This is a genomic window from Paraburkholderia sp. BR13439 (assembly GCF_040948805.1).
Lineage (GTDB): Bacteria > Pseudomonadota > Gammaproteobacteria > Burkholderiales > Burkholderiaceae > Paraburkholderia > Paraburkholderia youngii.
Window position 1 is genome coordinate 34,036 of the sequence record NZ_JBFPKN010000026.1, and the last position, 22,640, is coordinate 56,675.

Annotated in this window: 18 protein-coding genes and 3 pseudogenes; 8 read left to right on the forward strand and 13 right to left on the reverse strand. The window is 61.8% G+C overall.

The annotated features are described in order from the left end of the window. Positions 1-30: 30 nt before the first annotated feature. Together ddpX and AB3X96_RS35235 are read right to left on the reverse strand one after the other, a co-directional pair. Positions 31-594: a D-alanyl-D-alanine dipeptidase gene (ddpX, locus tag AB3X96_RS35230; protein WP_368593334.1), complete on the reverse strand. Its 564-nt coding sequence runs from the start codon at positions 592-594 to the stop codon at positions 31-33. Between the two features lie 33 nt (positions 595-627). Continuing rightward, positions 628-1,516, reverse strand: a pseudogene (locus AB3X96_RS35235) (MurR/RpiR family transcriptional regulator). 560 nt (positions 1,517-2,076) lie between these two features. Here AB3X96_RS35235 and AB3X96_RS35240 point away from each other — a divergent pair. Next, positions 2,077-2,163: pseudogene (locus AB3X96_RS35240) on the forward strand (3'-5' exonuclease); the annotation flags it as partial. A gap of 78 nt (positions 2,164-2,241) precedes the next feature. On the opposite strand, the gene AB3X96_RS35245 reads toward AB3X96_RS35240, so the two are convergent. After that, on the reverse strand, positions 2,242-3,198 hold the full coding sequence (locus tag AB3X96_RS35245; RefSeq protein WP_368593335.1) for an EamA family transporter: 957 nt from the start codon (positions 3,196-3,198) through the stop codon (positions 2,242-2,244). A gap of 70 nt (positions 3,199-3,268) precedes the next feature. Here AB3X96_RS35245 and AB3X96_RS35250 point away from each other — a divergent pair, with 70 nt between their 5' ends. Further along, the gene (locus tag AB3X96_RS35250; protein WP_368593336.1) at positions 3,269-3,901 is read left to right on the forward strand and encodes a CGNR zinc finger domain-containing protein; all 633 of its coding nucleotides are present in this window, start codon (positions 3,269-3,271) and stop codon (positions 3,899-3,901) included. Positions 3,902-4,639: 738 nt separating this feature from the next. Here AB3X96_RS35250 and AB3X96_RS35255 read toward each other — a convergent pair. The 3 genes and pseudogenes from AB3X96_RS35255 to AB3X96_RS35265 form a co-directional block, all read right to left on the reverse strand. Further along, positions 4,640-5,503: a class I SAM-dependent methyltransferase gene (locus tag AB3X96_RS35255; RefSeq protein ID WP_368593337.1), complete on the reverse strand. Its 864-nt coding sequence runs from the start codon at positions 5,501-5,503 to the stop codon at positions 4,640-4,642. Positions 5,504-5,614: 111 nt separating this feature from the next. Then, a pseudogene (locus AB3X96_RS35260) lies at positions 5,615-6,371 on the reverse strand (SDR family NAD(P)-dependent oxidoreductase); the annotation flags it as partial. Between the two features lie 135 nt (positions 6,372-6,506). Then, the gene (locus tag AB3X96_RS35265) at positions 6,507-7,400 is read right to left on the reverse strand and encodes an NAD(P)/FAD-dependent oxidoreductase (RefSeq protein WP_368593338.1); all 894 of its coding nucleotides are present in this window, start codon (positions 7,398-7,400) and stop codon (positions 6,507-6,509) included. Between the two features lie 282 nt (positions 7,401-7,682). Here AB3X96_RS35265 and AB3X96_RS35270 point away from each other — a divergent pair, with 282 nt between their 5' ends. Together AB3X96_RS35270 and AB3X96_RS35275 are read left to right on the forward strand one after the other, a co-directional pair. Then, positions 7,683-8,315 (forward strand): TetR/AcrR family transcriptional regulator, encoded by a 633-nt coding sequence (locus tag AB3X96_RS35270; protein WP_368593339.1) that lies wholly within the window; start codon positions 7,683-7,685, stop codon positions 8,313-8,315. Positions 8,316-8,831: 516 nt separating this feature from the next. Next, complete coding sequence (locus tag AB3X96_RS35275) at positions 8,832-9,101, forward strand: hypothetical protein (protein ID WP_368593340.1); 270 nt, start codon at positions 8,832-8,834, stop codon at positions 9,099-9,101. 146 nt (positions 9,102-9,247) lie between these two features. Here the strand turns inward: AB3X96_RS35275 and AB3X96_RS35280 are convergent, their stop codons facing one another. The 3 genes from AB3X96_RS35280 to AB3X96_RS35290 all read right to left on the reverse strand — a co-directional run bounded on the left by AB3X96_RS35280 (position 9,248) and on the right by AB3X96_RS35290 (position 13,261). Continuing rightward, positions 9,248-11,563 carry a dockerin gene (locus AB3X96_RS35280; RefSeq protein ID WP_368593341.1) on the reverse strand — a complete coding sequence of 772 codons (2,316 nt, stop codon included), beginning with the start codon at positions 11,561-11,563 and terminating at the stop codon, positions 9,248-9,250. Between the two features lie 198 nt (positions 11,564-11,761). After that, positions 11,762-12,130, reverse strand: a complete 369-nt coding sequence (locus AB3X96_RS35285) for a hypothetical protein (protein WP_368593342.1) — start codon at positions 12,128-12,130, stop codon at positions 11,762-11,764. A 171-nt stretch (positions 12,131-12,301) separates the two neighbouring features. Then, positions 12,302-13,261: a LysR substrate-binding domain-containing protein gene (locus tag AB3X96_RS35290; protein WP_368593343.1), complete on the reverse strand. Its 960-nt coding sequence runs from the start codon at positions 13,259-13,261 to the stop codon at positions 12,302-12,304. A gap of 81 nt (positions 13,262-13,342) precedes the next feature. Here AB3X96_RS35290 and AB3X96_RS35295 point away from each other — a divergent pair, with 81 nt between their 5' ends. Further along, positions 13,343-13,741, forward strand: a complete 399-nt coding sequence (locus tag AB3X96_RS35295) for a nuclear transport factor 2 family protein (RefSeq protein WP_368593344.1) — start codon at positions 13,343-13,345, stop codon at positions 13,739-13,741. 458 nt (positions 13,742-14,199) lie between these two features. Here AB3X96_RS35295 and AB3X96_RS35300 read toward each other — a convergent pair whose 3' ends face one another. The 4 genes from AB3X96_RS35300 to AB3X96_RS35315 are packed head-to-tail and all read right to left on the reverse strand — an operon-like array spanning position 14,200 to position 18,868. Continuing rightward, positions 14,200-15,129 carry a D-2-hydroxyacid dehydrogenase gene (locus AB3X96_RS35300; RefSeq protein WP_368593345.1) on the reverse strand — a complete coding sequence of 310 codons (930 nt, stop codon included), beginning with the start codon at positions 15,127-15,129 and terminating at the stop codon, positions 14,200-14,202. Between the two features lie 18 nt (positions 15,130-15,147). Further along, complete coding sequence (locus tag AB3X96_RS35305; protein ID WP_246392229.1) at positions 15,148-15,858, reverse strand: GntR family transcriptional regulator; 711 nt, start codon at positions 15,856-15,858, stop codon at positions 15,148-15,150. A 32-nt stretch (positions 15,859-15,890) separates the two neighbouring features. Continuing rightward, positions 15,891-17,804 carry a TRAP transporter large permease subunit gene (locus AB3X96_RS35310; protein WP_368593346.1) on the reverse strand — a complete coding sequence of 638 codons (1,914 nt, stop codon included), beginning with the start codon at positions 17,802-17,804 and terminating at the stop codon, positions 15,891-15,893. Between the two features lie 35 nt (positions 17,805-17,839). Then, entirely contained in the window at positions 17,840-18,868 is a 1,029-nt protein-coding gene (locus AB3X96_RS35315) for a TRAP transporter substrate-binding protein (RefSeq protein WP_026229041.1), read from the reverse strand. Positions 18,869-19,113: 245 nt separating this feature from the next. Between AB3X96_RS35315 and AB3X96_RS35320 the strand changes: the two genes are divergently transcribed. From AB3X96_RS35320 to AB3X96_RS35330, 3 genes are read left to right on the forward strand one after another with little or no spacing between them, the layout of a single operon-like run. Next, positions 19,114-20,595, forward strand: coding sequence for an NAD-dependent succinate-semialdehyde dehydrogenase (locus tag AB3X96_RS35320; RefSeq protein WP_368593347.1), 1,482 nt, complete (start codon positions 19,114-19,116; stop codon positions 20,593-20,595). Positions 20,596-20,607: 12 nt separating this feature from the next. Continuing rightward, positions 20,608-21,432, forward strand: a complete 825-nt coding sequence (locus tag AB3X96_RS35325) for an HpcH/HpaI aldolase/citrate lyase family protein (RefSeq protein ID WP_368593348.1) — start codon at positions 20,608-20,610, stop codon at positions 21,430-21,432. A gap of 20 nt (positions 21,433-21,452) precedes the next feature. Further along, on the forward strand, positions 21,453-22,634 hold the full coding sequence (locus tag AB3X96_RS35330) for an acyl-CoA dehydrogenase family protein (protein WP_368593349.1): 1,182 nt from the start codon (positions 21,453-21,455) through the stop codon (positions 22,632-22,634). Positions 22,635-22,640: the final 6 nt, after the last annotated feature.

Below are 22,640 nucleotides of genomic sequence, written 5' to 3' on the forward strand. Positions count from 1 at the left end.
GGGAACAACGGATGGAGAAATCGAACGCCATTACATAAGACGCAACGGACCGCTTTCGCTGTTATCGATCAACGGCAGCGCGCGGGAGCCAGGCAACTCGTAATGCCACCATTCGCTCTTGATGTGGATGAAGCCGGCGGCGTGCATGATGCCGAGCAGTAACAGGCGGTTACGCTGCACATGCGCGGGCAGGCCAGTATGGAAGTGTTCGGACTCGATCGTCATGGCGTCGAAGCCCGTGCCCATGTCGAGTTCGTTGCCGTCGGCGTCGAGCAGCGTCAGATCGATCGCCGTGCCGCGGCTATGGTTCGAACCACGGCCAAGCTCAGCGATGTAGGTCGGGTCGGGCAGAAAATCCCACAGCACCTGTTGCGCCTGGGGCGGACGGTACGCATCGAAGATCCGCACGGTCAAGCCGGCGTTGCGGGCAATCTCCACTGCCTCGCGCAAAGCGGCTTCTGCGGGTTCGAGCAGCAGGCAGTGAGCTTCCTTGTAGATGGGCTTGCCTGTCAAATTGCGCTCGGTGGCATAGACGAGGTCGATGTCCACGCCATGCGTGGCGGCGGTGATTTCGATGAGTCGCGGTTCTGTCATAGCGGGCGCGTTCAGATTCCGGATGTGAGAGGTTTAGAGATCGAACTGGTTGAATTCGCCTTGCAGTTCGCTGCGACGCGTTCGTCGATCGCGGCCCCCAGTTGAGCACCGATCGCGGTAATCATCAGCAGGTTGAACAGACAGCTGAGCGGCGCCAGCGAGTCCCAGAACTGGCCGACATCGGTTTTGATCTGCAACAAATCGCAATCGAATTCACGAGCCCACGGGCAATAGATGTCGGTGGGCAGTGAAACTGCCCGCCACGATGCGCCGCGGCTTCACAGTAGCGGCGCGCGATCACCGGGGAGGCGCGCGTGTCGGTAATGACGAGGTACGGTGCGGCGAATTCCGAGTTCAGCGAATCGACGGATGAGCCGGACATGCCGTCGGAGTACAAGACGCGCGGACGGATGTATTCGAGGTAGCCGTAGAACGCGTTGCCGGTGCCGCGGGTCGACTGGATGCCGAGGATATATACGGCGTCCGCTTGGGAGATGCGCTCCGCGATGCGGGCGAACATGGGCGATTGCGCCAACTGGTACACATGCTGGATCGTGTCGACGAGTTGCAGCGAGTGGGTCAGGGCGCTAGTTTGGAGGTTTTCCCCGTTTTTGCCGTGGCGCGGGGCGTTGGCCAACTGTTCGCGCATACACCGGTATTCGTCGAGCCGGTCGCTAATCATCCACTGGCGCCGCTGCGCGCCGCGCAGTTCGCGCTTGAGGTCGTCGAGGTTGCGATAGCCGGCGCTGCACAGGAAACACCCCACGGAGATTCCGCCGGTGGCCGTTTGCTGCGCGATCTGATCAGCCGTTGCCAGGCCTAGTCGCTCGAGATGCGCCAGTATGCAACTGGCAATGCGCTGGGACGTTGGAGTGAGGTCGGCAAAGTGGGCCTCGACGGTCTGTGCGAAAGCGGTCGGCATGTCAGCGCGGATGGATTATGGTTAACTACCTGTCATATATTTCGTCAATGACATGCATCTAACAAAGCCAATAAAGTCAGCGCCAGCTTAAAAAATCAATTGGATGCGCTGTTCAATAGCTTCTGGCCGAGACTTCCGCTCACGGTTCCTCCGCGTGCCTGGGTGGATGCCGCTATTCGATGCCCTCATTCCGTGGCTCCAAAGTTTTGTCCCCTAATGATGACCTGGCGGGGTTTGGATGTCGATCAGCGAAGCCATCCCTACTCCGGACATGGATAACCATCGACGCGCAGGCCGCAATTAACGCGGGAAGGGCGCCTAGCAAATCCGGTTGTGCACGTGGACCTTTGTCTTCTCTCGCGCAGAGGCAATCGCCTCGAGCCCGCGGCGGTGGAATTCGCCTCGCGACTAAAGCTGGCAGCAGCGAATCTGGCTAGATAGTTCGGAGCGCCTCAACGCTGCAGGTCATCAAGTGGCTGACAAAGCGAGGAACTTCCTGGCCGAGAATACAGGTCGAATGGCCACTCCATTCCAGTAACGGAGCCGGGCCGGCACCGGCCGTGCTCATGCTCACGACGATGCACAGTTCGAAGGGGCTTGAGTGGGACCAAGTCTGGATCACACACTCCGAAGAGACCATCGTTCCGGTAGCTGAGGCACAGGTCGAGCAGCCGGCGCGAGCTGCCTGAAGGTGGAAATGCCCATCTGCTCGGCGATCGCGACGATTAGCGATCGCAGTCCTGCCCGCCCCGCGAAAGTGACGATGCGACAAGATCGTGGCGCGTCTGCGTCCGCCGGGTGGAGTTTCTTTGTTCCAGCCGCCATGCGACACATACCGCGCCGATCGTCAACGGCGCGCCAATGAGCATCCCCATGCTCGGCTGCTCGTCCAGAAAAAGCCACCCTAGCACGACCGCCACCACAGGATTGACAAACGTGTACGTTGCGACCAACGTCGGTTGAACACGGTCGAGCAGCCACACGTACACCGAAAATGCAACGACAGTACCCGCTATCGTCAAGTAAGCCAACGCGACGAGCGAGGATCCTGAGATTCGATCCGGTCGGAAAAGCTGCGCTTCGCCGGCTCCTGCGCTCAGCGCTGCAAGCACGATGCCGCCTGAGAGCAGTTCAATCCCCGAAAGTCTCAGGCCTTGTTTCGTGCCGCCGAAGTTTTGCACGGCGACGGTTGCGAGCGCCCACGAAAAACTCGAGCCTAACAGCGCGGCGAGCCAAACCGCGTCGATAGCCCCCGACGAAGAGGGAGCCCAGGCAATGACGCCTACCCCGGCAAAGCCCGCGCCGAGCGCGAGCCATACTGACCGCGAAGGCGCGCGTTGACCCGGTAGCAGGAAGCGCAGCAGGGCGATCCAGAACGGGATCGTGGCGAGCATGACCGCGGCAAGTCCGGACGGCACATGCCGCTGCGCGAGCGCCAATACCCCATGGCAACCTACGAAAAACAGGAGTCCGCAAACAATTGCCAGCAGCAGCGTTCGCGGCGTCAGTGGGTCGCGTTCGCGCAAGGCACCCCAAAGAAGCAGTATGGTCCCGCCGGCCAGACAGCGGATGCACATCAGCATCAGTGGCGGGAACGAGCGCAACGCGATGGCGACGCAAAGATACGTCGACCCCCAGACGACATAGATGATTGAAAACGCGATGAGCAAGCGTACACGCATTGGCGCTTTCCACTAATACATAACCGGTTAACAGGTTAGACTACGGTCGGTATTTTGCAAGGAGTCGGCTATGAGCATGGTCAACACCGCGTCACAGGCGAGCAGCGCATTCGTCGTCACCGAGGACCCTTGCATACCGTTCGTGAATACGGTCGCATGGAGACTAACCGGGGAGCCTCAGGAGCGGCTCGAGTCCGCCCGCTCATTGCTGGTTGTGCTGAGGGAGCAGCGGCTGGTCGACGATGGCCTGCTACGTGCGTACGGCGCCCAATGGAAGAGCGATCCCAGGGCGGCTGACAACGCATACCGGCTTGCGATCGAAGCGCGCGAGGCGATCTATGCCGCCCTCTACGGAGCCGCGAGGGAAAAGAAGACACCGGCGGACCTGTCGTTGCTGTTTCGATTGCTCAGCGTCGACACGCCGGGCGCAACGCTGCTGCACAGAAACGGTAGGTACGTCTGGTCATGGGACGCGAACGCGTTGCGCGCCGCGGCGTTGATAAGGCCATTCGTCGTCTCGGCGTTGGGGCTCCTGACGGGGCCACGCGCGAAACGGATCAAGCAGTGCGAAGACGCGCGCGGCTGCGGATGGCTTTTCGTCGATGAGAGCCGTGCGCAAAACAGGCGCTGGTGTTCGATGGGGGATTGCGGCAATTGCGCGAAAGCAAGGCGTAACTACGCGCGGGGGCGTGATTCCTCCTGAGCGTCTAAAACGATGGCATGCGTCGCAGGTATCTGTGAAGAAATGTGTTGCTCAAAACAATCGGCGGCTAGGGCGAAGCGATTCCGGTGTGACGTGTCGTCTGGCATCGTCTGCCGGTTGATGAAGCGGCCGTCGCTGAGCATGCAGAAGCAGAGTCCGTTGAAGGCGGCTTGGCGAAGGTGACAAGAACGCGGTGAACTGCTCCTTCGAAAAGCAGAGTGGCCGTTGGCTTCCGCGAGAAGAAGGAGGGTGAGCTTCGCGAGGCCGGCGAGTTCGAATTCCGCCTTCGATCCTGTTGCCGGCGCTGGATATCAACGTCGAAGTCTATACACGTTTTTCCATGCGTGTCGTGTCGGCGATCATCAAGTTCGACAAGCGGGTGGAGCGCCGTTCAAGCAGCTTGAGGTTCGATCGATTGGCCGGTCTTAGACAGCAATAGACGCTGCGAGCTGTGCTGCGAAGTGCGCCGAAAGTAACTGCTATCGGCCGGCCGGATTATGGCTTCTGCATCAACCGCGCCCAAGACGCCGTTCACGCTCGGTCGTGGGACACAGTGCGGCCACAAACTGCCGGTCACATGCGCGGCCGGCAGGCCGCTCAGGAGTCGGCTCTGCTTCACAACCGGCCATCTGATTGTCACAAGGCGAGCGCTCGTTCATCGGCCAAAAGGGACATCAATCTGCGCGGCCAACGACGCCCAGCTCCGCCGAGCGGGGGCGACTCCCCTGTTAATCCCTGTCAGCTTGCCGGATTGTGTGCCAGGACGATCCACGCCGCGCCGTCGATCATCACCGACCGCTCGCCGGGGAGGCCCGCGAAGGCGGCGCGAACCGCGGCCGACGCGCGGGCGCGGATGTCGTCGGGCTGATCAGCGAGCGCGCGCGACAGTGGGCCGACCTCGAGCGTCATCTTCACCGCGTCGTCGATCGCAGCGTCCCGCGTCCCGCCCTCGCCGAACGGGACGGAAGCATCGAAGGGTGCGATAGCGATATCGGCGAAACCGGCTGCGGTCAGGATGCGCGACACCCGCCCCCGGTCGCCGAACGAAAATGGGCCGGGCGCTTCGGGATCGGGCGGCGCGCTCGGCGGGAGGATGCCCTTGATCGCGCCCATCGGCAGGCGCACCCAATCGTTCTCGGCCGCGCCGCGCCAGCAGACGAAAGCGACCCGCCCGCCCGGCCGCAGCGCGCGTCGCATATGGGTGAACGCCGCTGTCGGATCGTCGAAGAACATCACGCCGAAACGCGAGAACAGGATGTCGAACGCGCCCTCGGGCAGCTCGGCGCTGCTGGCGTCGGCCACCTGGTAAAGGACCGGCGTATCCTGTGGCGCAAGCGCGCGCGCCCGGCTGATCAGCGGTGCGGATATGTCCACGCCCAGCACTTGCCCTCCCGCGCCGACGCGGGCGGCCAGAGCCAGACTCGACGCGCCCGCGCCGCAGCCGACGTCCAGCACGCGCTCGCCCGCCGCGGGAGCTGCGGCTTCTATCGCGGCCTGGCCGAACACCGCCACCATAGCGTCGAGCCGGGCCTGGTTGGCGACCCAGCGCTCCCCGCTTTGACCATTCCAGTCGGCAACCTGATAGGCATTTTGCTCTGCCATGTCATCTCCTTGTTCCGATTCGCTCTTAACTGAGCTGTCCGATGCCAAAGCGCGCATCGCAGTCAGAGCTCCCGCTTGTTCGAGGAGCCCCACACGCCAGCGCTCCAGGAGTTAAGCGTCCACTATTCTTTTCAACGTGGCCCTTTGCATTGATCGCGGCGTCAGACGATTTGAAAAGGCTGCCATCTTGTTCGACAGGCCCGCGACCACCACAGCCTTTCCTTGCAACAACGCCCGAATACCGCTCGCGGCGACCGGACGAGGCTTCATCGTGAGGAGGCGCAGCATGGCCGAGGTGGATGCGCCGGCTGCCTCATCGAAGCCCGTCGCGGTGTGCCCCGGGCAGAGAGTGGTAACAACCACACCATGCGGGCGGAGTTCGTCGTGCAGTGCCTCGCCAAGGGCGAGTACATCTGACTTGGTCGCCGCATAGGCAGCGTAGCTGGGAACGGCCTGGAAGGCCATGAGGCTAGCGACGAGAAGCATATGTCCAGATCGCCGCTTGGCCATATCGCGGCCGAAGAGATAGGTCAGCTCTGTGAGCGTCGTGATGTTGAGCTGGATCATGTTCGCGGTGCGCTCGATCGGCGTTTCCAATAAGTCGCCGTGCAGGCCGTATCCGGGCGTTGTTCAACAAGATGTCGACGGTCACCGACCTCGCGTCGAGACTGCATTTCAAGCGGCTCGCCGCGCCCGGCGAGGTAAGATCGGTCGCCTCGACCAGCACATCCACCGCGTATTTGCGGCGGAGATCGGAGGCAAGCTTTTCCATCGACTCCTGCCGTCGGGCAGCCAATACGAGATTGACTTTCTGCGCAGCCAGTAGATCTGCGAATTCAAGGCCGAGGCCACTCGATGCCCCGGTGATCAGAGCCCATTTTCCGGCGAAGCTGTTCATTGGTTGTTTCGACATCGTTCTCTTCCTCAACTCTTTGATGAGCGAATGGGGCTCAGCCACATTCTCAATTGGAACACCCGCCTATCCTTTGGGGAGTCTGTGCTCTCACACCAGCATCGACTGCCGGGCGAAGATACCCGCCGTCGCGCCCTGCGATGATGCCTGGGTGACCGAGGGCAAGAAGGCCGTGGCGAGGTCGCCGGCGGCGTAAATGCCGGGCATGCTGGTTTGGCGGCGCTCGTCGACCTTGAGGGCGATGCCGACAGGCGTATCGACCGTGGCGAGGCCCAGTGATTCATGCAGGCTTGCGGACGGCTTATTGCGCGGATGGGCGAACAGGACGTCGACCGCGATATTGCGGCGGGTATCGAGATTAACGGTGGCGATATGGCCCTTGTCATGGGCGATCTCGACGGTCCTGCCATCGACGACAGGTATGTTGCGGCGCGCGAGGTCGGCCTGGATATCGGACGGAATGTCATGACCATCGGCGAAGACAGTCAACTTGTCGGTCCAATCCCGGAACAGCCTGGCAGACTGGTGCGACTGCGGGCCGGCCCAGACCAGGCCCCAATGCTGGCCGGCGACTTCAAAGCCGTCGCAATAGGGGCAGGGCACGATGGACGTGCCCCAGCTTTCGGCAAAGCCCGGAACATCAGGCATCTGGTCGGCGACGCCATAGCTCAGGATCAGGCGGCGCGCCCCAAGGCTTTCGCCATCGCCAATGACGACGGAGAAATCGTCGATGGCGCCGGAGACGCTGTCGGCCCGGCTACTGACGAGCCTGATCGTGGGATAACGCGCCAGTTGCTGCCGCGCCTCGGCCAGGATGTCCAGCGGTGGCTTGTGATCGTGGCCGAGCAGGCCATGCGAGTGGCCGGCGAAGCGATTGCGCGGCAGGCCGGTATCGAGAACGGTGACCTTGCGGCGGGCACGGCCGAGCTGCAGGGCGGCAGCGAGGCCGGCAAAGCTGCCGCCGATGATGATGACGTCGTTCATGGTGATGGGCTCCGTGTTGTGGATGGAGGGGGCTGGCCGTGGTGTGCAATATCGTCCGGCGATACTCGCTCGAGACGGGCAGCGAGCAGGGCTGCGGCATCGGCGCGAAAGTCGCCCATCACTGTGTTGACCGGCCGGACAATGCCGCATTCGATATCGCCGGGCGGCCTAGGGAAACCTGATTTGCACAACCGGTTGAAACCTACCCTTGGCTTGCACATTTAAGATACTGCGTGGTATCGTAGTGCAAGAATTTGAATACTGTCAAGTACTGGAATTGTCGTGACCAAAAACAACCGGGGCCGGCGCGGCCGGCCCACCAACGAGGCGCTTCGCCAAACGATAGTCGACGCCGCCTGCGAACTGTTTGTGGAATTGGGGTTTCAAGCGACGACCATGGACAAAGTCGCCCAGCGGGCGAAGATATCCAAGCTCAGCATCTATCGGCACTTCGAGAACAAGGAGGCGCTGTTCAGCGCGGCAATGGCGGCCCACTGCCATCAGTTTGCACCACAGGCCCTTTTCGAAGGCGTCGACGGTTCGGCCGAAGATCAGCTCATGGCGGTGGGATCATCCCTGCTTCGCACGCTGTTGAGCCCGGACGTCCGCAGTGTCGAAGCCATGGTCTTGGCCGACAAGACGAATCAAAAGTCGTTAAGTAAGCTCCATTACGAAGCCGGGCCCGCCTATGTCATCGCCCAAGTCGAGGCCCTGTTGCGTCAGTTGCACGCGAAGGCGGTTCTGAACGTGCCCGATCCTCTCCGGTCCGCCCGCTTGTTTGCTGCGCTTTTCAAAGGATCCGATCTCCTGCTTATCGCACGCTTCGATGAGGCGAAAGCAGCGGACGACAACGAAATCGAATCCTATTGCCGGTCGGCCGTCGCCATGTTCATCGCCGCGCACAGTGGCAAATGAAGAACCCGCAGCAGTTGCACACGCTGTTCGCTCCGAGCAAGCTGTGGACGACGCGCGAACGACTGATGCGCGAGGGTACTGTATGAACGCAAAAGCCGCACGAGCCGGCAGGCAATCGGCGCCTTCCTTATGCCGAACGTCGCGCTGCATTCGAGCCAGGTGCCGCACCGCTTGCACCGAACCGGCCCCATGTTGATGGCTCAGTGCGGCAAAACGAGTTCTGAACACCATCCCTAACCTCGCGGGCGCTTTCTTTCGATCTGGTGAACGACAAGCTGATTGGATACAGAGAAATCAAACTTACGCTCGGGAGCAATTCGTGGGTAGAGGCCATCTACGGACGTTGGACGGTCCTAGCCAGATCGTCGACAATGCCAGGAACCGCGGAAGACAGCTTACGCAAAGTTCATCGGTATGCGCGCTCCTGAAGCCATGCATCGAGTCTCCCGCAGATGACGGCTTCGCAACCGGCGCTGCGGAACTCGCCCCCATTGACCAACGAATTGCGAGGCTTGCATGTCCCGTATTGCCGTTATCGTTACCGACGTACAGCAGATGTTCTTTAGCGGCCCTGCGGCCGCATATCGCGCCGGCGATGTGATCGATGGCATCAATCGAGTCACTCAGGCAGCGCGCCACGAGAATGCACCTGTTTTTTCGTGCAGCACGAGAATGATGCGAACGGGTCACTGGCGCACGGCAGCGACGCATGGCAATTACCTGCCGGGCTGGTTCGCGGGCAGAATGACGGCTACGGTGCTGCTCGGGCGCCTACCGAGTAGTTGAGGGAATCTCGACAGGAAGGTCAGACTCACGGATGAAAAAACCCGAAAGTTGACGACCAACTTTCGGGTTACGGCAGCAACCAAATCGCCTATGCTCTCCCCCTTGCGATTGCAAGCCGCAACCGGACGGAGATAGGTCGATCAACCTCAGTTGCTAAAGATCAGACCGCGAGCGACACCATTGACGTAAATGCGGCCATAAGTGTTCCAGTCGCCCACCACTACGGCGTTGCCGCCGAACTGGTGCGCGTCGTCGTTGAAGCGCGACCACGTTGCGCCGCCATCGTCGGAGCGGAAGATGCCCCACTGGCCGTTGATCGTGCCTTCCACATAGACCGCGGCCGAGTATGGCGAGCCGGTTTGCGCCTTGCCCAGCGTGATATTGGTGGCACCGAGCGTGCCGTTGGCGGTTGCAAAGGCGGTGAGCTTGGTCCAGGTCGCGCCTGAGTCCAGCGAGTGGTACACGGCATTGCCGTCGGCCACCCAGATGTCGCCCTCGGCGTTCGGGTTCACCGCCATCGACGTATCGCCCCAGGCATTCCAGGCCATGTTCGCGTTCACCGAGCCCTGGCTCAGCGTGAACGTATGGCCGGCGTCGGTCGAGACGTAGACCTTGCCAGGCTGCCAGCTCCAGTTTGCGCCGCCCGAATCGAAGGCATAGACCTTGTTCGGGTTGTTGCGGTCCACGGCCAGGCGATAAGCGCGGAAGAAGCCATTCCAGGTGGCGGTAAACGCCGGCAGGTTGGTTTGCGTCCAGCTCGCGCCATTGTTCGTGGTGTACGACGGCACCGAGTCTTGCGGCGCCCAGACCAGGTTGTTGCGGGACGTGACTGCCAGGCTTTGCACCAGGCTTGAGCTGACCGAGCCGCCGGTAGGCATCGACGGGAACTGCGACCAGCTATTGCCGGAGTCGCCGGACCAGAAGCCCTTGACGGCGGAACTGTTGGCATTGTCGACGCCGGTGACGGCAATGTAGGACGGATCGGCCCACGCCATGTCGGCCGCATTGCCGCTGCTCCATCCGGGCATCGGAGCCCGCGTCGGCCGCGTCGCGAGGTCCGTGATCACCCACGCGCCGATGTCGCCCGCGGCGTTAATTAGCTTGTACTGCGCGCCGGCCGGAGGCGCGACGGCGAACAGCGTGGCGGTCTCTTCCAGGTTGTTGACCTTGGGGCTCCAGCCCGGCGTGCTCGAGGAGGCGTTCGTGGTTTCGCAGATGCCGCCGCCGTGGACGTGCATGATGTGGTCGCGGTTGGCCGGGTCGATCGTGACGTTCTCGATCCAGCCGCGGCAGGTGTCGGACGTATGCGGCATGTTGGCCTCGACTTCGCGCCAGCTGGTGCCGCCATCATCGGACATTTGAATTTGCATGCTGGTGTCGCTCCAGCCTGTCATGCCCACCGCAATGCGGGCGATCGAGCCGGCGCCGTAGACGGACAGGCCGGCCATCCCCATGCTGGTGGAGCTCAAGAGCTGGGTCCAGGTGCTGTTGTTGCTGGCACCGAACTTGTAGAGATAACTGGGGCCACTGCCGCCCTGAACCTGAGGAGCTGTCGGGCGGAACGTCATGTAGAAGGTGCCGTCAGTCGTCTTCACGACGTGCGGGATGTCGTAACTGGTCACGTTGGACGGGACCGCGACCGGCGCCCACGTGGCACCGCCATTGGTGGACCGGTACAGTGTCGACGTCAAGCCTGCCGCCTGGGCATAGTCGGAGGCGACGGTGGCCCAGATGATCCACGTCGGCTGCCCAGTCCCCTTGAATGGGGTATCGAAGATGATTTGTTCGACGCCGATCGGGGTCCCCCCGCCGGTCACCGTGGTGCTCGAGAAGCCCGTAACCTGGTTCCACGTATGGCCCGAGTCCGTGCTCTTCCAGATACCGGCCTTGCGCGAGCCGAACATCAACGTCGACGGATTCTGTGGGTCGACCGCCAGACGTTCGCCGTAGCCCCGGGCGTTATCGTTGCCACCCACCGCGAACGGCAGGTCGTAGTGCGTCCAGGTGTTGCCGCGGTCGCTGGAAATGTAAATGCGGCCGTGGGCATCCTGACCCACGGTATCGCCGGTCATCATGTAGACCAGTTGGTCGTTGTTCGGGTCGAGGGCGATGCTCTCCACGCCGTGGTACCGGCCTTCGCCGGCGCCGAAACCCAGGCCGTCGGTGAGCGGGATCCACGACGAGGTCGTCGTGTCCCAGCGGTAGGCGCCGCCGACGTCGGTGCGTACGTACAGCAGGCTTGCGTTGGTCGGATGGTAGATCAGGCCGGTGACATAGCCGCCGCCACCCCACTTGACACTGGTCCAGCTCGTGGCCGGAACCGCCGCGGCAGCAACGGTCTGCGCGGACGCATGCGGCGCGCTGCCAGCCGTGCCGGACGATCCTCCGCCGCTGCACGAAACCAGGGGCAACACCGCAACGGTGGCCCAGAACACTCGGTGAATTCTTCCTTTCATCTTCATTTTGTTTTCCGTTCGGTCATACTGCCTTCGGCAGCCTCTTTCGACGTAATGCATCCCTTCTTGCGTCGTTAGCGATCTTAATTGCCGTATCGCCAAAAAACACCGAGCGCGGCGTGGAAAAAGCGTAAGGGAATCCTTATTTTTTGTTGGCTATTTCCTGTTTTCTTCGTAAGCGGGTAAGCAACCATCACTCCACGCTTACGGATTGCCGGTCACATAGGCGATTTCTCGCGCCAAGGCCATTGCCATATTCGGAATCGCGTCGAGTCCCGGTGCGAGGACGGCCCCATCGGTTGAATAACCGGCTGCAGCTACACATATCGCTTCGAACTTTCCGCTGCCCGGCCACGTCTCCTGCAATAACAGCCGATACACTGCGCCGTCCATGACGACCCCGTACAAAGGGGACTCATTGCCGAGCCAAATGGAAGTACTACCGGGCTTGGGCCGTTCCGGCTGATAGAGCCGCAATGCTTTCGCAAGGGAAACCAGGCCGGTCCTGCGATCCGTTACCGACCGGAATCGCTCATCGAACACCGGGATATGCAGGGTGTAATAGGAAGACATCGGTCGGGAATTGAGACCTTACACGGCCATGAACTGACGTTTGGCCGGCGGTTCGCTCGGACAGTCAAACGGCCGCTACGCATCGACAACCGGGCATTAGTTGAAGCCTTTTTTACTGCTAGATTTCTTCGCTCTGTTGGCGCCGGTGGAGTTGAGCGACTTGGCGGGCGCTTATCGGGCCGGTATCGACGGGTCCTCTTGCGCGAGCTGAGTCAAGACGTCAGCGAGTGTGCGAATCTTGATTTGTCCGGCTCGTTGCGAGGGAAAGACGAGGAAGTAGCCCAGACCGTTTTGCGCAACCTCACTGAACGGCATGACGAGTGCGCCCGCCTCGAGGCGTTCCTTCGCCATCCGAGGGTCGCCAATAGCAACGCCATGTCCCTGTGCGGCGGCGGTGAGTGCTAATTCGAGGGTATCAAAGACGAGCCCGCCTTCAGTGTCGACGTGGGTCGCACCAACACGATCGAGCCAGCATCGCCACTCGCCGCGGTCCTGTCCCGGATGCAGCAATTTGATGCGAACAAGGTCAGCTACGGATTTCAGCGTCGCGGCCAGTTCGCTCGTACACATCGGCGTCAGGTGCTCTTGAAATAACGGTATCGCGTTCATACCCGTCCAATGTCCGGCTCCACGCACAACGATGGCGTCGACGTCGGGCGCAGTGAAATTGGGCGCATCGTCTGCCGATGTATAGATGCGCAATTCTGTCCCTGGCAGCGCGAGATTGATCACTGACACCCGCGGTAGCAACCAGCGAATCGCAAATGTGGACGGAAGCCGCAGGGTGAGAACAGACGCGGACTGTGTGAGAAAGTCTGCGTGTCGAACCAGTTGTGTGAGCAGGTTCACGGCCACCGTCAACAGAGCATTTCCTTCTGCTGTCAGCGTCAGCCCTGACACGTGGCGCACGAACAGCGCACATCGATAGTGGGCTTCCAGCTGCTGGACTTGGCGGCTCACCGCACCCTGCGTTCGACACATATGGTCAGCGGCCTTGCTGATACTGCCAAGTTCTGCCGCAGCGACGAACGCCTGGTACGCAGACAGTGGAGGCAAAGCACGCGTGAGGTCTGCCAGAGGATATGCACGATTCGCATACCGGGGTTGCGAATTTTTCGATTGTTCGGTCATCGCTGCGTCGCTATCGTGGCTGCGTCAGATCCGCTGTCCTTCGTGCGGGCAGACCTGTCAACAAACCTTCGGAGAATGATTGTGGATTCATCATCGGGAGCACTATACACGCGGCAGATTCGCACCTACCTGAGCGAACTGGAGCGCGGCGATGTCGCCGCAATCTGCGCCTTGTTCGCAGCGGACGCACAGATATTCTCGCCTTTTCTCGGCTGGATGCACCCCGCGCCCTTCTTTGCAAAGGTTGATGCAGCATCGGGAGACAGCCGGATCACACTCATCGATATCTGCGTCAGCACGACGGGTGCCCGACGCGCGACCGGTTATTTCGCCTACGACTGGGGGCTGAAAGACGGCTCTACGGTGAAATTTGAGTGTGTTGACGTATTCGAGTTCGACGAAAGCGGCCGCATCAAGCAGATGATCATCGTTTACGACACGCATCCTGTTCGCAACACAGTGGGCGACAAATACGCGTAACGGCGGCGGGACCTTTGCCGCGCATGGAGTCATTGAATGACGCGCCGTCGTCACCTTCGCTAGCAAAGCCAGCGTCGTCGCCGGAGCCGCCGGGATGCGTCCATGACGGTGCGTGTGTCATAAGGTGACGACTACGTTGTCCCACAGCACGCGACTTCACGATGCTAAAAGCCCGTAACCGATATTGCGGCAAGCTGATCAAACGGTTGGTATGCAGAGGCGCGACCATTTCGCCTGTGGCTACAGCTCGTCCGAGTTCTGTTGTCGCATTCGCGATGGAGTTCTGTTATGGGCATCGGTATGCAGATATCCTATGTCGGGTTTTCGGGTACGGCCGGCTCCGAACTTACCCTGCGGCTAACGCGCAACTGCTTATTGCAATGATGCTCTCAGCCTTTCAGCCGCGACGGCGCGGAGCAGCTTGAAGAGGCGCAACACTACCTCGTCGAATTTCGCTCTCAGCGTCGCGCATAATGCTGTTCGATGCCTTGCGCGAGCTGTGTGACGAGCCGCTGCATCGCCACCTGAGTCCGCCATGCGACATGTGGAGTCACGATCAGATCCGTGCGCGCGCTGGTCAACAGCGGATGATCGATCGCTGGCGGCTCCTGCTCGAGGACGTCGAGCGCGGCATTCGCGATCAGCTTGCGGTCGAGCGCCTCGATCAGCGCCCTCTCGTCGACAATGCCGCCGCGCGCGGCGTTCACGAGCGACGCGCTGCGCTTCATTCGCTCGAATTCGGCGAGACCGAACAGATGCCGCGTTTCGTCGGTAAGCGGGCAGTGCAGGCTGATCACATCCGCCTCACGCAGCACGTCGCCGAATGCAGCGTAGCCTTCGCGCACCGCCCTGGCGTGCCTGCGCTCGGCGAAGAGCACACGCATGCCGAACGCGCCGGCGAGTTCGGCGAGTCGCTTTCCACCGTGACCGGCACCGACGATGCCGAGCGTCGAACCGTGCAGATCCTCGATCGGATGCAATTCAGCATAAAAAGTGGGTGACCCGCTCCAGCCTCCAGCATAAACGTCCTTCCAGTAAGGAACCAGGTTGCGGCGCAGCGCGAGCATCAGTGCGAACGCGTGCTCCGGCACCGAGATCGTCGAATAGCCCGGACATGCGACTACTTCGATGCTCCGTTGGCGGCATGTTTTCATATCCAGATGATTGACGCCTGCGGCCGGCACGCCGATCACTTCCAGTTGCGGCAACTGCGCGAGCATCTCCCCCATCAGCGGAACCTTGTTGGTCACGACGATCTGCGCGTCACGGCAGCGCTGTACCACCTGTTCTTGCGTAGTGGACGAATATTCGACCCAGCGATGTGGGAACGGAAACTCGGGTAGATCGGCCGACAGCGTCGCGCGGTCCAGAAAGACTATGGTTTTCAACAAGCTACTCCCGGCTCATTAACGTTCGGACGCGCTCGTGGACACGGTGTCGAGCATGCGCTTCTTGCCCGTCTGCACGTGATTCTCGAAAGCCTGTGCAGCGGCGTCGGCCTGACCCGCACGCAGCGCCTCGAAAAGCTCGCGGTGTTCTTTCGCGGAACGCTGCATCTGCGCGAACGAATACACGCCTTTGTGAATGTAAAGCGTCAGTTCATCTGCGACAGCCTGGTTGATCGTGATCAGCCGCGGATTCTTGGTCGCTGCCATTAGTTGACGGTGGAACTCGGTATTCAGACTCTGATACAGAGGGGTGTTGCGCTCGGCCACGGCGGAGTCCATCTTGTCAACGAGAAGGCTCAGCGACTGCTCCTCGTCGGTGGTGAGACGCAGCGCGGCGAGACGTCCCGCGGTGCGTGCGAGCCCTGCTCGAATCTCGTAGAGATCCATCGCCTCTTCGAGCGACAGCCGCCGTACTTCGGCGCCACGGTTCGGGACGATTCGCACGAGCCCCGCCTGCTCGAGCGAGCGCAGGGCCTCCCGCGCTGAATTGCGGCCGACGCCGATCTGGTTTGCGAGCGCCTGCTCATTCACGCGTTCACCGGGGCGCAAGTCCCCCCGCTGAATCATGGCGCGCACCTGTTCGCGAATGTCTTCGAGCTTCGACGCAATTACCTCGGGCGCGCGCGCGTTCGCCTTGCCGTTCAGTTCACTGTCAAACGCGTTTTTCATGTCCATTGCCCTTTCTGTGCCATTCGATACATTTATTTTGCCTGCAGAAAACCCGTCGATACCCACGGAACCAGCACTATCACGATGAGGGCCACCGCCAAAGCCCCCAGATACGGCCAAACGCGGCGCATTGCGATTGACGGATCGACCTTGCTGACTGCGCATGCCGCGTAAAAGCCGAGGCCAAGCGGCGGCGCGAACAGGCCCAGTCCCATCGCGAATACCACGACCATTGCATAGTGCACGTCGGAGATGCCCATCGCACGCGCAATCGGGAACAGGAGCGGCCCGAACAGTACGATTGCCGGAATTCCTTCCAGAAAGCTGCCGAGCATCACGAACGTAATCGCGGAGATCGCCAGGAAGCCCAGTTTGCCCCCGGGCGCAGCCATCATCAACGTGGCGAGTTGCGCGGAGAAGCCTGACTGCGTGAGCGCCCATCCCATCGCCGTGGCACACCCAATGATGATCAGTATTGCGCCAGACAGCGACGCCGTTTCCACCAGAATAGGATAGAGCCGGCTCCAGTCGAAGCGGCGATACAGTAGCAAACCCACCGCACAGGTGTAAGCCACGCCGATTGTCGCCACTTCCGTCGCCGTCGCAATGCCTTCCACCACGGCCGCGCGGATCACGAAGGGCAGCGCGAGCGCAGGCAGCGAGATCAGGAATGCGCGGCCGATCTGGGCCCGCGAGGCCCGTTGCACGCCTTGGAGGATTTCCCCGCGGCTTCTGAACCAGACGACTGCCGCGAGTGCTACCGCGCCGACCACGGCCGGCATGAAGCCGCCTGTGAACAGCGCGGCAATCGAAACGCCGGTTACCGATCCAATCGTGATCAGCACGAGGCTGGGCGGAATGGTTTCCGACATGGCCGCCGCCGAACTGAGCATTGCGACGAGGTCGCCTTCATTCGCACCGCGCTTTTTCATTTCCGGGAACAGGCCCGGCGCGAGCGCAGCCATATCGGCCACCTTCGAGCCGGAGATGCCGGAGACGAGGTACATGGCGCCGATCAGCACGTAGGCGAGGCCGCCACGCTTGTGCCCGATCAGCGAAGCGAGGAAACGGATCATCGCTTCTGCAAGCCCCATCGCTTCCATGAGCGCGCCTAGCAGGATGAACAGCGGGACGGCGAGCAGGATCAGGCCCGACATCCCCTGATTCATGGTACTCACGACGATCGTCAACGGTGCGCCGGTGACGGTTGCGAGATAAGCAAACGTGCACACCCCGAAGGCGACCATGATCGGCACACCGAGACAGATGATCGTGATTACGCCGACAGCGAAAAAAAGGACCAGGCTGACCGCGGTCAGTGGCGCGAGCGCTTGCCGTGCGAAATAGAGCGCAATTGCGACCCCGGCCACCAGCGCGAACGCCTTCACGCAATCGCGCAGTGACGAGCGCTCGAGCAACCGCGTAACGGCTAGCACGAGCATCAGCACGGCCGCCACGGGAATCGCGGCCGCGGGGATGGCATTCGGCAGATCGAGCGCCGGCGTGCTGATGATCCATTCGTTCATCGCCCAGTCGGTTGCCGGCCGTACCAGCAGCAGCACGAAAGTCATCACGATGAAGTTTCCAAGCGTTTCCGCGAACGCGCGGTTTTGCGGGGACATTCTGGCGACGAACATCGTCAGCCGCAGATGTTCGCCGCGCCGCAACGCCACCACTGCGCCGAGCATCGACAGCCAGATGAACAGGATCGACGCGAGTTCGTCACCCCAGATCAATGGATCCTGCAGCACGTAGCGGCAGAAAACGTTGGTGAGCAGCAGCACCACTTCGGCCACTAGCAGCAGCGCAGCGGGCACTTCGGTGATCCACTTGATGGCCAGTTCCAGTGCGCTGCCGACGCGCACGACCTTCGATGCCGCATGTCGTTCCTTCGGCGCGCCCATGTCGTGGGCGAACACCTGCTCGGGATGAACTCGGGAAGTCATGACTCGTTCTCCAGAAACTCTTCGGTGGTCCGCGCTCATGCGAGCTTCTGCGTGTACTTCTCGAGCAACGCCCACGCTTCATCGCCGTATTTCTTGCGCCACTGGTCGTAGAAGCCGGCCTTTTGCAGCGAGGCGCGGAACGGCTGGATATCGGGCTTGTTGAACGCCATTCCGTGTGACTGCAACTTCCCGATCAGCGATGTGCTCAGCGCGGCGACGTCCGCGCGTTCAGCCACTGCGGCCGCATTCAGGTGTTTCGCCACGATCGTCTGCAAGTCCGGCGGCAGCTTGCCCCAGGACCGCGCGTTGCCGAGAAACCAGAAGCCGTCCCAGATATGGCCGGTCAACGAGCAGAACTTCTGGACTTCATAGAAGCGTCCGGTTTCGATCAGCGCGAGGGGGTTTTCTTCTGCATCAACGACCTTGGTTTGCAGCGCCGAATACGCCTCGCTGAAGTTGATGCTGGTGGGCGAGGCGTCGAGCGCCTTGAACATCGAGGTCCAAAGGGGGCTGACCGGCACGCGAATCTTTAGGCCTTTCAGGTCGGCCGGGCTTTGCACCGGCTTGACCGAGCTCGTGAGATGCCGAAAGCCGTTGTCCCACGGTTTCTCCATCGCGACGAGCCCGACCTTCGAGATCGCCGTGCGGATGTGGCTCCCGAGCTCGCCGTCCATTGCTGCCCACACCTGGTTGTAGTCCTTGAACGCGAAGCCGATGCCGTTGATCGCCGAGACCGGCACGAGCGTCGACAGCACCACGCCACCCTGGGTCAGGAAGTCGATGGCGCCCGATCGAACCTGCGACAGCATGTCGGTATCCGTGCCCATCTGACCGTTCGGGAAAATCTGCAACTCGACGCGGCCGCCGGATTCCTTGTTGATGGCGTCCGCGGCTTCTTTCGCGCGAACGTTGAGCGGATGGGACAACGCGAGGTTGTTCGCGTACTTCAGCTTGAACTGCGCGGTCTGCGCCCGAGCGAGCGACGGCAAGGCGCCGGTCCCCATCGCCGCTACCGTGGCGGCCCCGAGCGTTTGAAGAAAGGTACGACGGGAATACAAACTCATTTTCGTCTCGCTCCATGGAAAGAAAGTGCTGATGACGCATTCGGCGGCGCCGGTGGCGTTCTTTTTGTGAACCTCGTCTACTGAAAGTGCATGCGGCGAATGATATTTCGCTGACACACACTCTAAAAGTGTTGACACTTCGCTGTCAAGGTGTTGATATAAGAAAAAGAGTGCATACAAAGTGAACCCCCGGGAAAGCACCTACAAAGCCGGGAACATCCGGGACACCTGTCAGGAGGAAGCAAATGGAACTAGAGGCGCACTACCGCGAGCACGGCTTGCTGCTCGGGGGCCGCTGGCGAGCCGCGACGGCTGACAACGGCCAGCTTTCGATCAATCCGGCGACGCAACAGCGGCTAGGCTATCTGCCGCTGGCTACGCAGGCACAGGTCACCGAGGCCATCGGCGCCGCGACCGACGCCTCAGCCGCAATGCGCAAGCTCACGCCGTGGGAGCGCTCAGCACTGCTGCGCCGGGCTGCGGCACTCATCCGCGAACGCACGCCGCAACTCGCGCGAATCGTCGCGCTGGAAACAGGCAAGCCGATCGCACAGGCCAGCGGGGAAGCGAATGCGTCCGCAGAGTCGATCGACTGGTTCGCCGATGAAGCGCGCCGTGTGTTTGGTATGTCTTACGAAAGTCGCGTCAAGGGCGGACGGTATCTGGTGCACTACGAGCCGCTCGGGGTGGTCGCCGCTTTTACGCCGTGGAATTTCCCGCTGCTACTGCTGGCCCGCAAGATGGGTCCGGCGCTGGCTGCCGGCAACACGATCGTGATCCGGCCGTCGAACGAAGCGGCCGGGGCGACGATGGCACTCGTGCGCTGTTTCGTCGATGCCGGGTTTGCCGAGGGCGCGGTCAATCTGGTGATCGGCAAAGCCGACTCAATTACGCCGACGATCATGGCCGACCCGCGCGTGGCGAAGATCAGCTTCACCGGCTCGGTGCCTGTCGGCCGTCAGATCGTCGAAATGTCCGCGAAGACCCTCAAAAAGGTCACGATGGAACTTGGCGGCCATGCGCCCGTGATCGTGCATCGCGACGCCGACATCGGCGCATTTGCGCACCTCGCGTCACTCGGCAAGTTCCGCAATGCGGGCCAGGTCTGTGCGTCGCCGACACGTTTTTACATCCACGAATCGATCTTCGACAAGACCGTGAAGGCGCTGGTCGAGCGCTCCAAAGCGCTTCGCGTCGGCGATCCGTTGCAGCAGGATACCGATCTCGGTCCGCTGACCACGTCGAAGCGTCGCGACGCGATCGAACGTCTGGTCGATGAAGCCGTGAGTGAAGGCGCCAGCGTGCTATGCGGTGGCCGGCGCCCCGCCCAATTCGGTCGCGGCTGGTTCTACGAGCCGACGCTCGTCGCCAATCCCGCTCCGCACATCGGCCTGATGAACGACGAGCCGTTCGGCCCGGTCGGAACGCTCACCCCGTTCGCGACGATGGACGAAGTCATCACCGAGGCGAACCGGCTGCCGTTCGCGCTCGCGGCGTACGTCTTCACGCGCTCGATGCGCAACACGCTGGAAACCACGGAGCGCTTGCAGGCCGGCGTGGTCGGCGTGAACACGTTCGTGGCATCGACGGCGGAGACGCCATTCGGCGGCAGCAAGGACAGCGGGTTCGGACGCGAAGGCGGACCGAACGCGATCCGCGACTACATGGACACCAAATTCATCAACCTCGAACTGGCGAACGACGAGCCTCTCGACGGCACCGCCTGAATGGAATCCCTCATGAGAACCATCAAGAATCACGCGAAAGCGCAACTCGCCGCGGGTGAACTGGCACTCGGCATGGGGCTGCGCCAGGCCCGCACCGTCGACATCGCGCAGATCGCGCAGACGGCGGGCTTCGACTGGCTGTTCATCGATATGGAACACAATTCGATGGACGTCGACACGGCCGCGCAGATTTGCGCCGCCGCTCTGATGGGCGGTGTGACGCCGATCATCCGCGTGCCGGGGCACGAGCCGTTCCACGCCACTCGACTGCTCGATACCGGCGCAATGGGCATCGTGGTGCCGCACGTGAGTACGCCCGAACAGGCCGCGCGGATCGCCGACATGTGCCGCTTCCCGCCTGCCGGCGGGCGGTCGATCCCCGGCATGTTGCCGCAGGTCGGCTTTCAGGCTCTGCCGATCGCCGATGTGGTTCGCGCGATCAACGAAGAGGTGCTGGTCGTGGCGATGATCGAAACCCGCGAAGGGCTCGAGAACGTCGACGCGATCGCGGCGGTGCCCGGCATCGACGTGCTGCTGGTCGGCGCGACCGATCTCGCGGCGGATCTCGGTATCACCGGACAACTCGGCCATGTGCGCGTAGCGGCCGCCGTCGACGCGGTGTGCGCCGCATGCCACCGGCACGGCAAGGTGCCGGGCGTCGGCGGGGTGTACGACGAGGCACTGATGACCGCCTACGTGCAAAAAGGCGCGCGTTTCATTCTCAGCGGCTCGGATCTTGCGTTCCTGATGACGGGGGCGAAGTCGCGTTCGGAGATGTTGCGTGCAATCCCGCTCGGCCACGCCGAACAAGACATGGCTCAACGCAAGGCGTCCTGATCGGACGAGGAGGAGACAGAGTGAATCCCGAATACGCAAGCAATCTGGTCAACCGGCGTGACCTGAAACCGTATCTGAATGCCGATCAATTCGAATTTCGAGATTCGGTGAATCGGGTGCTGACGCGCCATGCATCGCCGGAATACGTTCGCCAGTGCGACGAAGAGAAGCGCTTCCCACAGGAACTCGTGAAGGTGGCCGCCGAACAGGGCTGGTTCGGCATCACGCTGCCCGAAGCGTACGGCGGCGTCGGCGGCTATCTCGACATGGCCGCTTATCTGGAGGTCGTCGCGTATCACACCATCGCGCTCGCGCGCTTCTGGAATGCCAACGTGAACATGGTGGGCGGCGCGCTGGCGCGCTTCGCTCCCGACGATATCAAGGCCATGGTGTTGCCGAAGCTAGCCGAAGGGCGTGCCTTTCTTGCCTTCGCACTGAGCGAAAACGGCTCCGGCTCGGATGCCGCCTCGCTGACGACGCGCGGCGTGGCCGACGGAAACGACTTCGTTCTCGACGGCACCAAGATGTGGATTTCCGGCGCGCTGCAGGCCGACTACATTCTTACCGCGGTGCGCACCAATCCGGAAGCGAAGAAGCACGACGGGATCAGCCTCTTCCTCGTACCGAAGGAATCCAGGGGACTGACCATCAATCCGATCGATTTGCTCGGCGGCCACGCTATCCGGACCTGCGAAGTGGTGTACGACGGAGTGCGTGTCCCGAAAGAAATGATCGTTGGCGGCCTGCACGTGGGTTGGAAGAAGCTCACCGCGGTGCTGTCGAAGGAGCGCATCGCGTTGTCGGCGATGTGCGTGGGCGGCGCGCAGGCGGCAATCGATCTTGCGCGTTGGTATGCGAACGACCGCAAACAGTTCGGGCAGTCGATCATCGATTTCCAGGCCGTGTCGCATCTGCTCGCCGATATGCAGACGCGCGTGGATGCCGCTCGCCTGATGGCGTTTCGGGCGGCGAAGCTGCTCGACGAAGGCGAAAGCTGCGACGTGGAGTCGTCGCAGGCGAAGTACTTCGCGTCGGACACCTACGTGCAGGTCGCGACCGACGGCATCCAGATCATGGGTGCCAATGGCTACTCCGCCGAATACGCGATGCAGCGTCATTACCGCGAAGCGAAGATGTTCCAGATCTTCGGTGGCACCAATCAAATTCAGCGCAACATCGTGGCGCGCGCGCTCAAATCGTAAGCGGAG

Coding starts and splice junctions, on each gene's coding strand:
- AB3X96_RS35255 (WP_368593337.1), bottom strand. CDS start 5,503: ATGGCAGAGCAAAATGCCTATCAGGTTGCCGACTGGAATGGTCAAAGC.
- AB3X96_RS35275 (WP_368593340.1), top strand. CDS start 8,832: ATGTCCCGTATTGCCGTTATCGTTACCGACGTACAGCAGATGTTCTTT.
- AB3X96_RS35280 (WP_368593341.1), bottom strand. CDS start 11,563: ATGAAGATGAAAGGAAGAATTCACCGAGTGTTCTGGGCCACCGTTGCG.
- AB3X96_RS35245 (WP_368593335.1), bottom strand. CDS start 3,198: ATGCGTGTACGCTTGCTCATCGCGTTTTCAATCATCTATGTCGTCTGG.
- AB3X96_RS35265 (WP_368593338.1), bottom strand. CDS start 7,400: ATGAACGACGTCATCATCATCGGCGGCAGCTTTGCCGGCCTCGCTGCC.
- AB3X96_RS35290 (WP_368593343.1), bottom strand. CDS start 13,261: ATGACCGAACAATCGAAAAATTCGCAACCCCGGTATGCGAATCGTGCA.
- AB3X96_RS35310 (WP_368593346.1), bottom strand. CDS start 17,804: ATGACTTCCCGAGTTCATCCCGAGCAGGTGTTCGCCCACGACATGGGC.
- AB3X96_RS35320 (WP_368593347.1), top strand. CDS start 19,114: ATGGAACTAGAGGCGCACTACCGCGAGCACGGCTTGCTGCTCGGGGGC.
- ddpX (WP_368593334.1), bottom strand. CDS start 594: ATGACAGAACCGCGACTCATCGAAATCACCGCCGCCACGCATGGCGTG.
- AB3X96_RS35285 (WP_368593342.1), bottom strand. CDS start 12,130: ATGTCTTCCTATTACACCCTGCATATCCCGGTGTTCGATGAGCGATTC.
- AB3X96_RS35325 (WP_368593348.1), top strand. CDS start 20,608: ATGAGAACCATCAAGAATCACGCGAAAGCGCAACTCGCCGCGGGTGAA.
- AB3X96_RS35250 (WP_368593336.1), top strand. CDS start 3,269: ATGAGCATGGTCAACACCGCGTCACAGGCGAGCAGCGCATTCGTCGTC.
- AB3X96_RS35305 (WP_246392229.1), bottom strand. CDS start 15,858: ATGAAAAACGCGTTTGACAGTGAACTGAACGGCAAGGCGAACGCGCGC.
- AB3X96_RS35315 (WP_026229041.1), bottom strand. CDS start 18,868: ATGAGTTTGTATTCCCGTCGTACCTTTCTTCAAACGCTCGGGGCCGCC.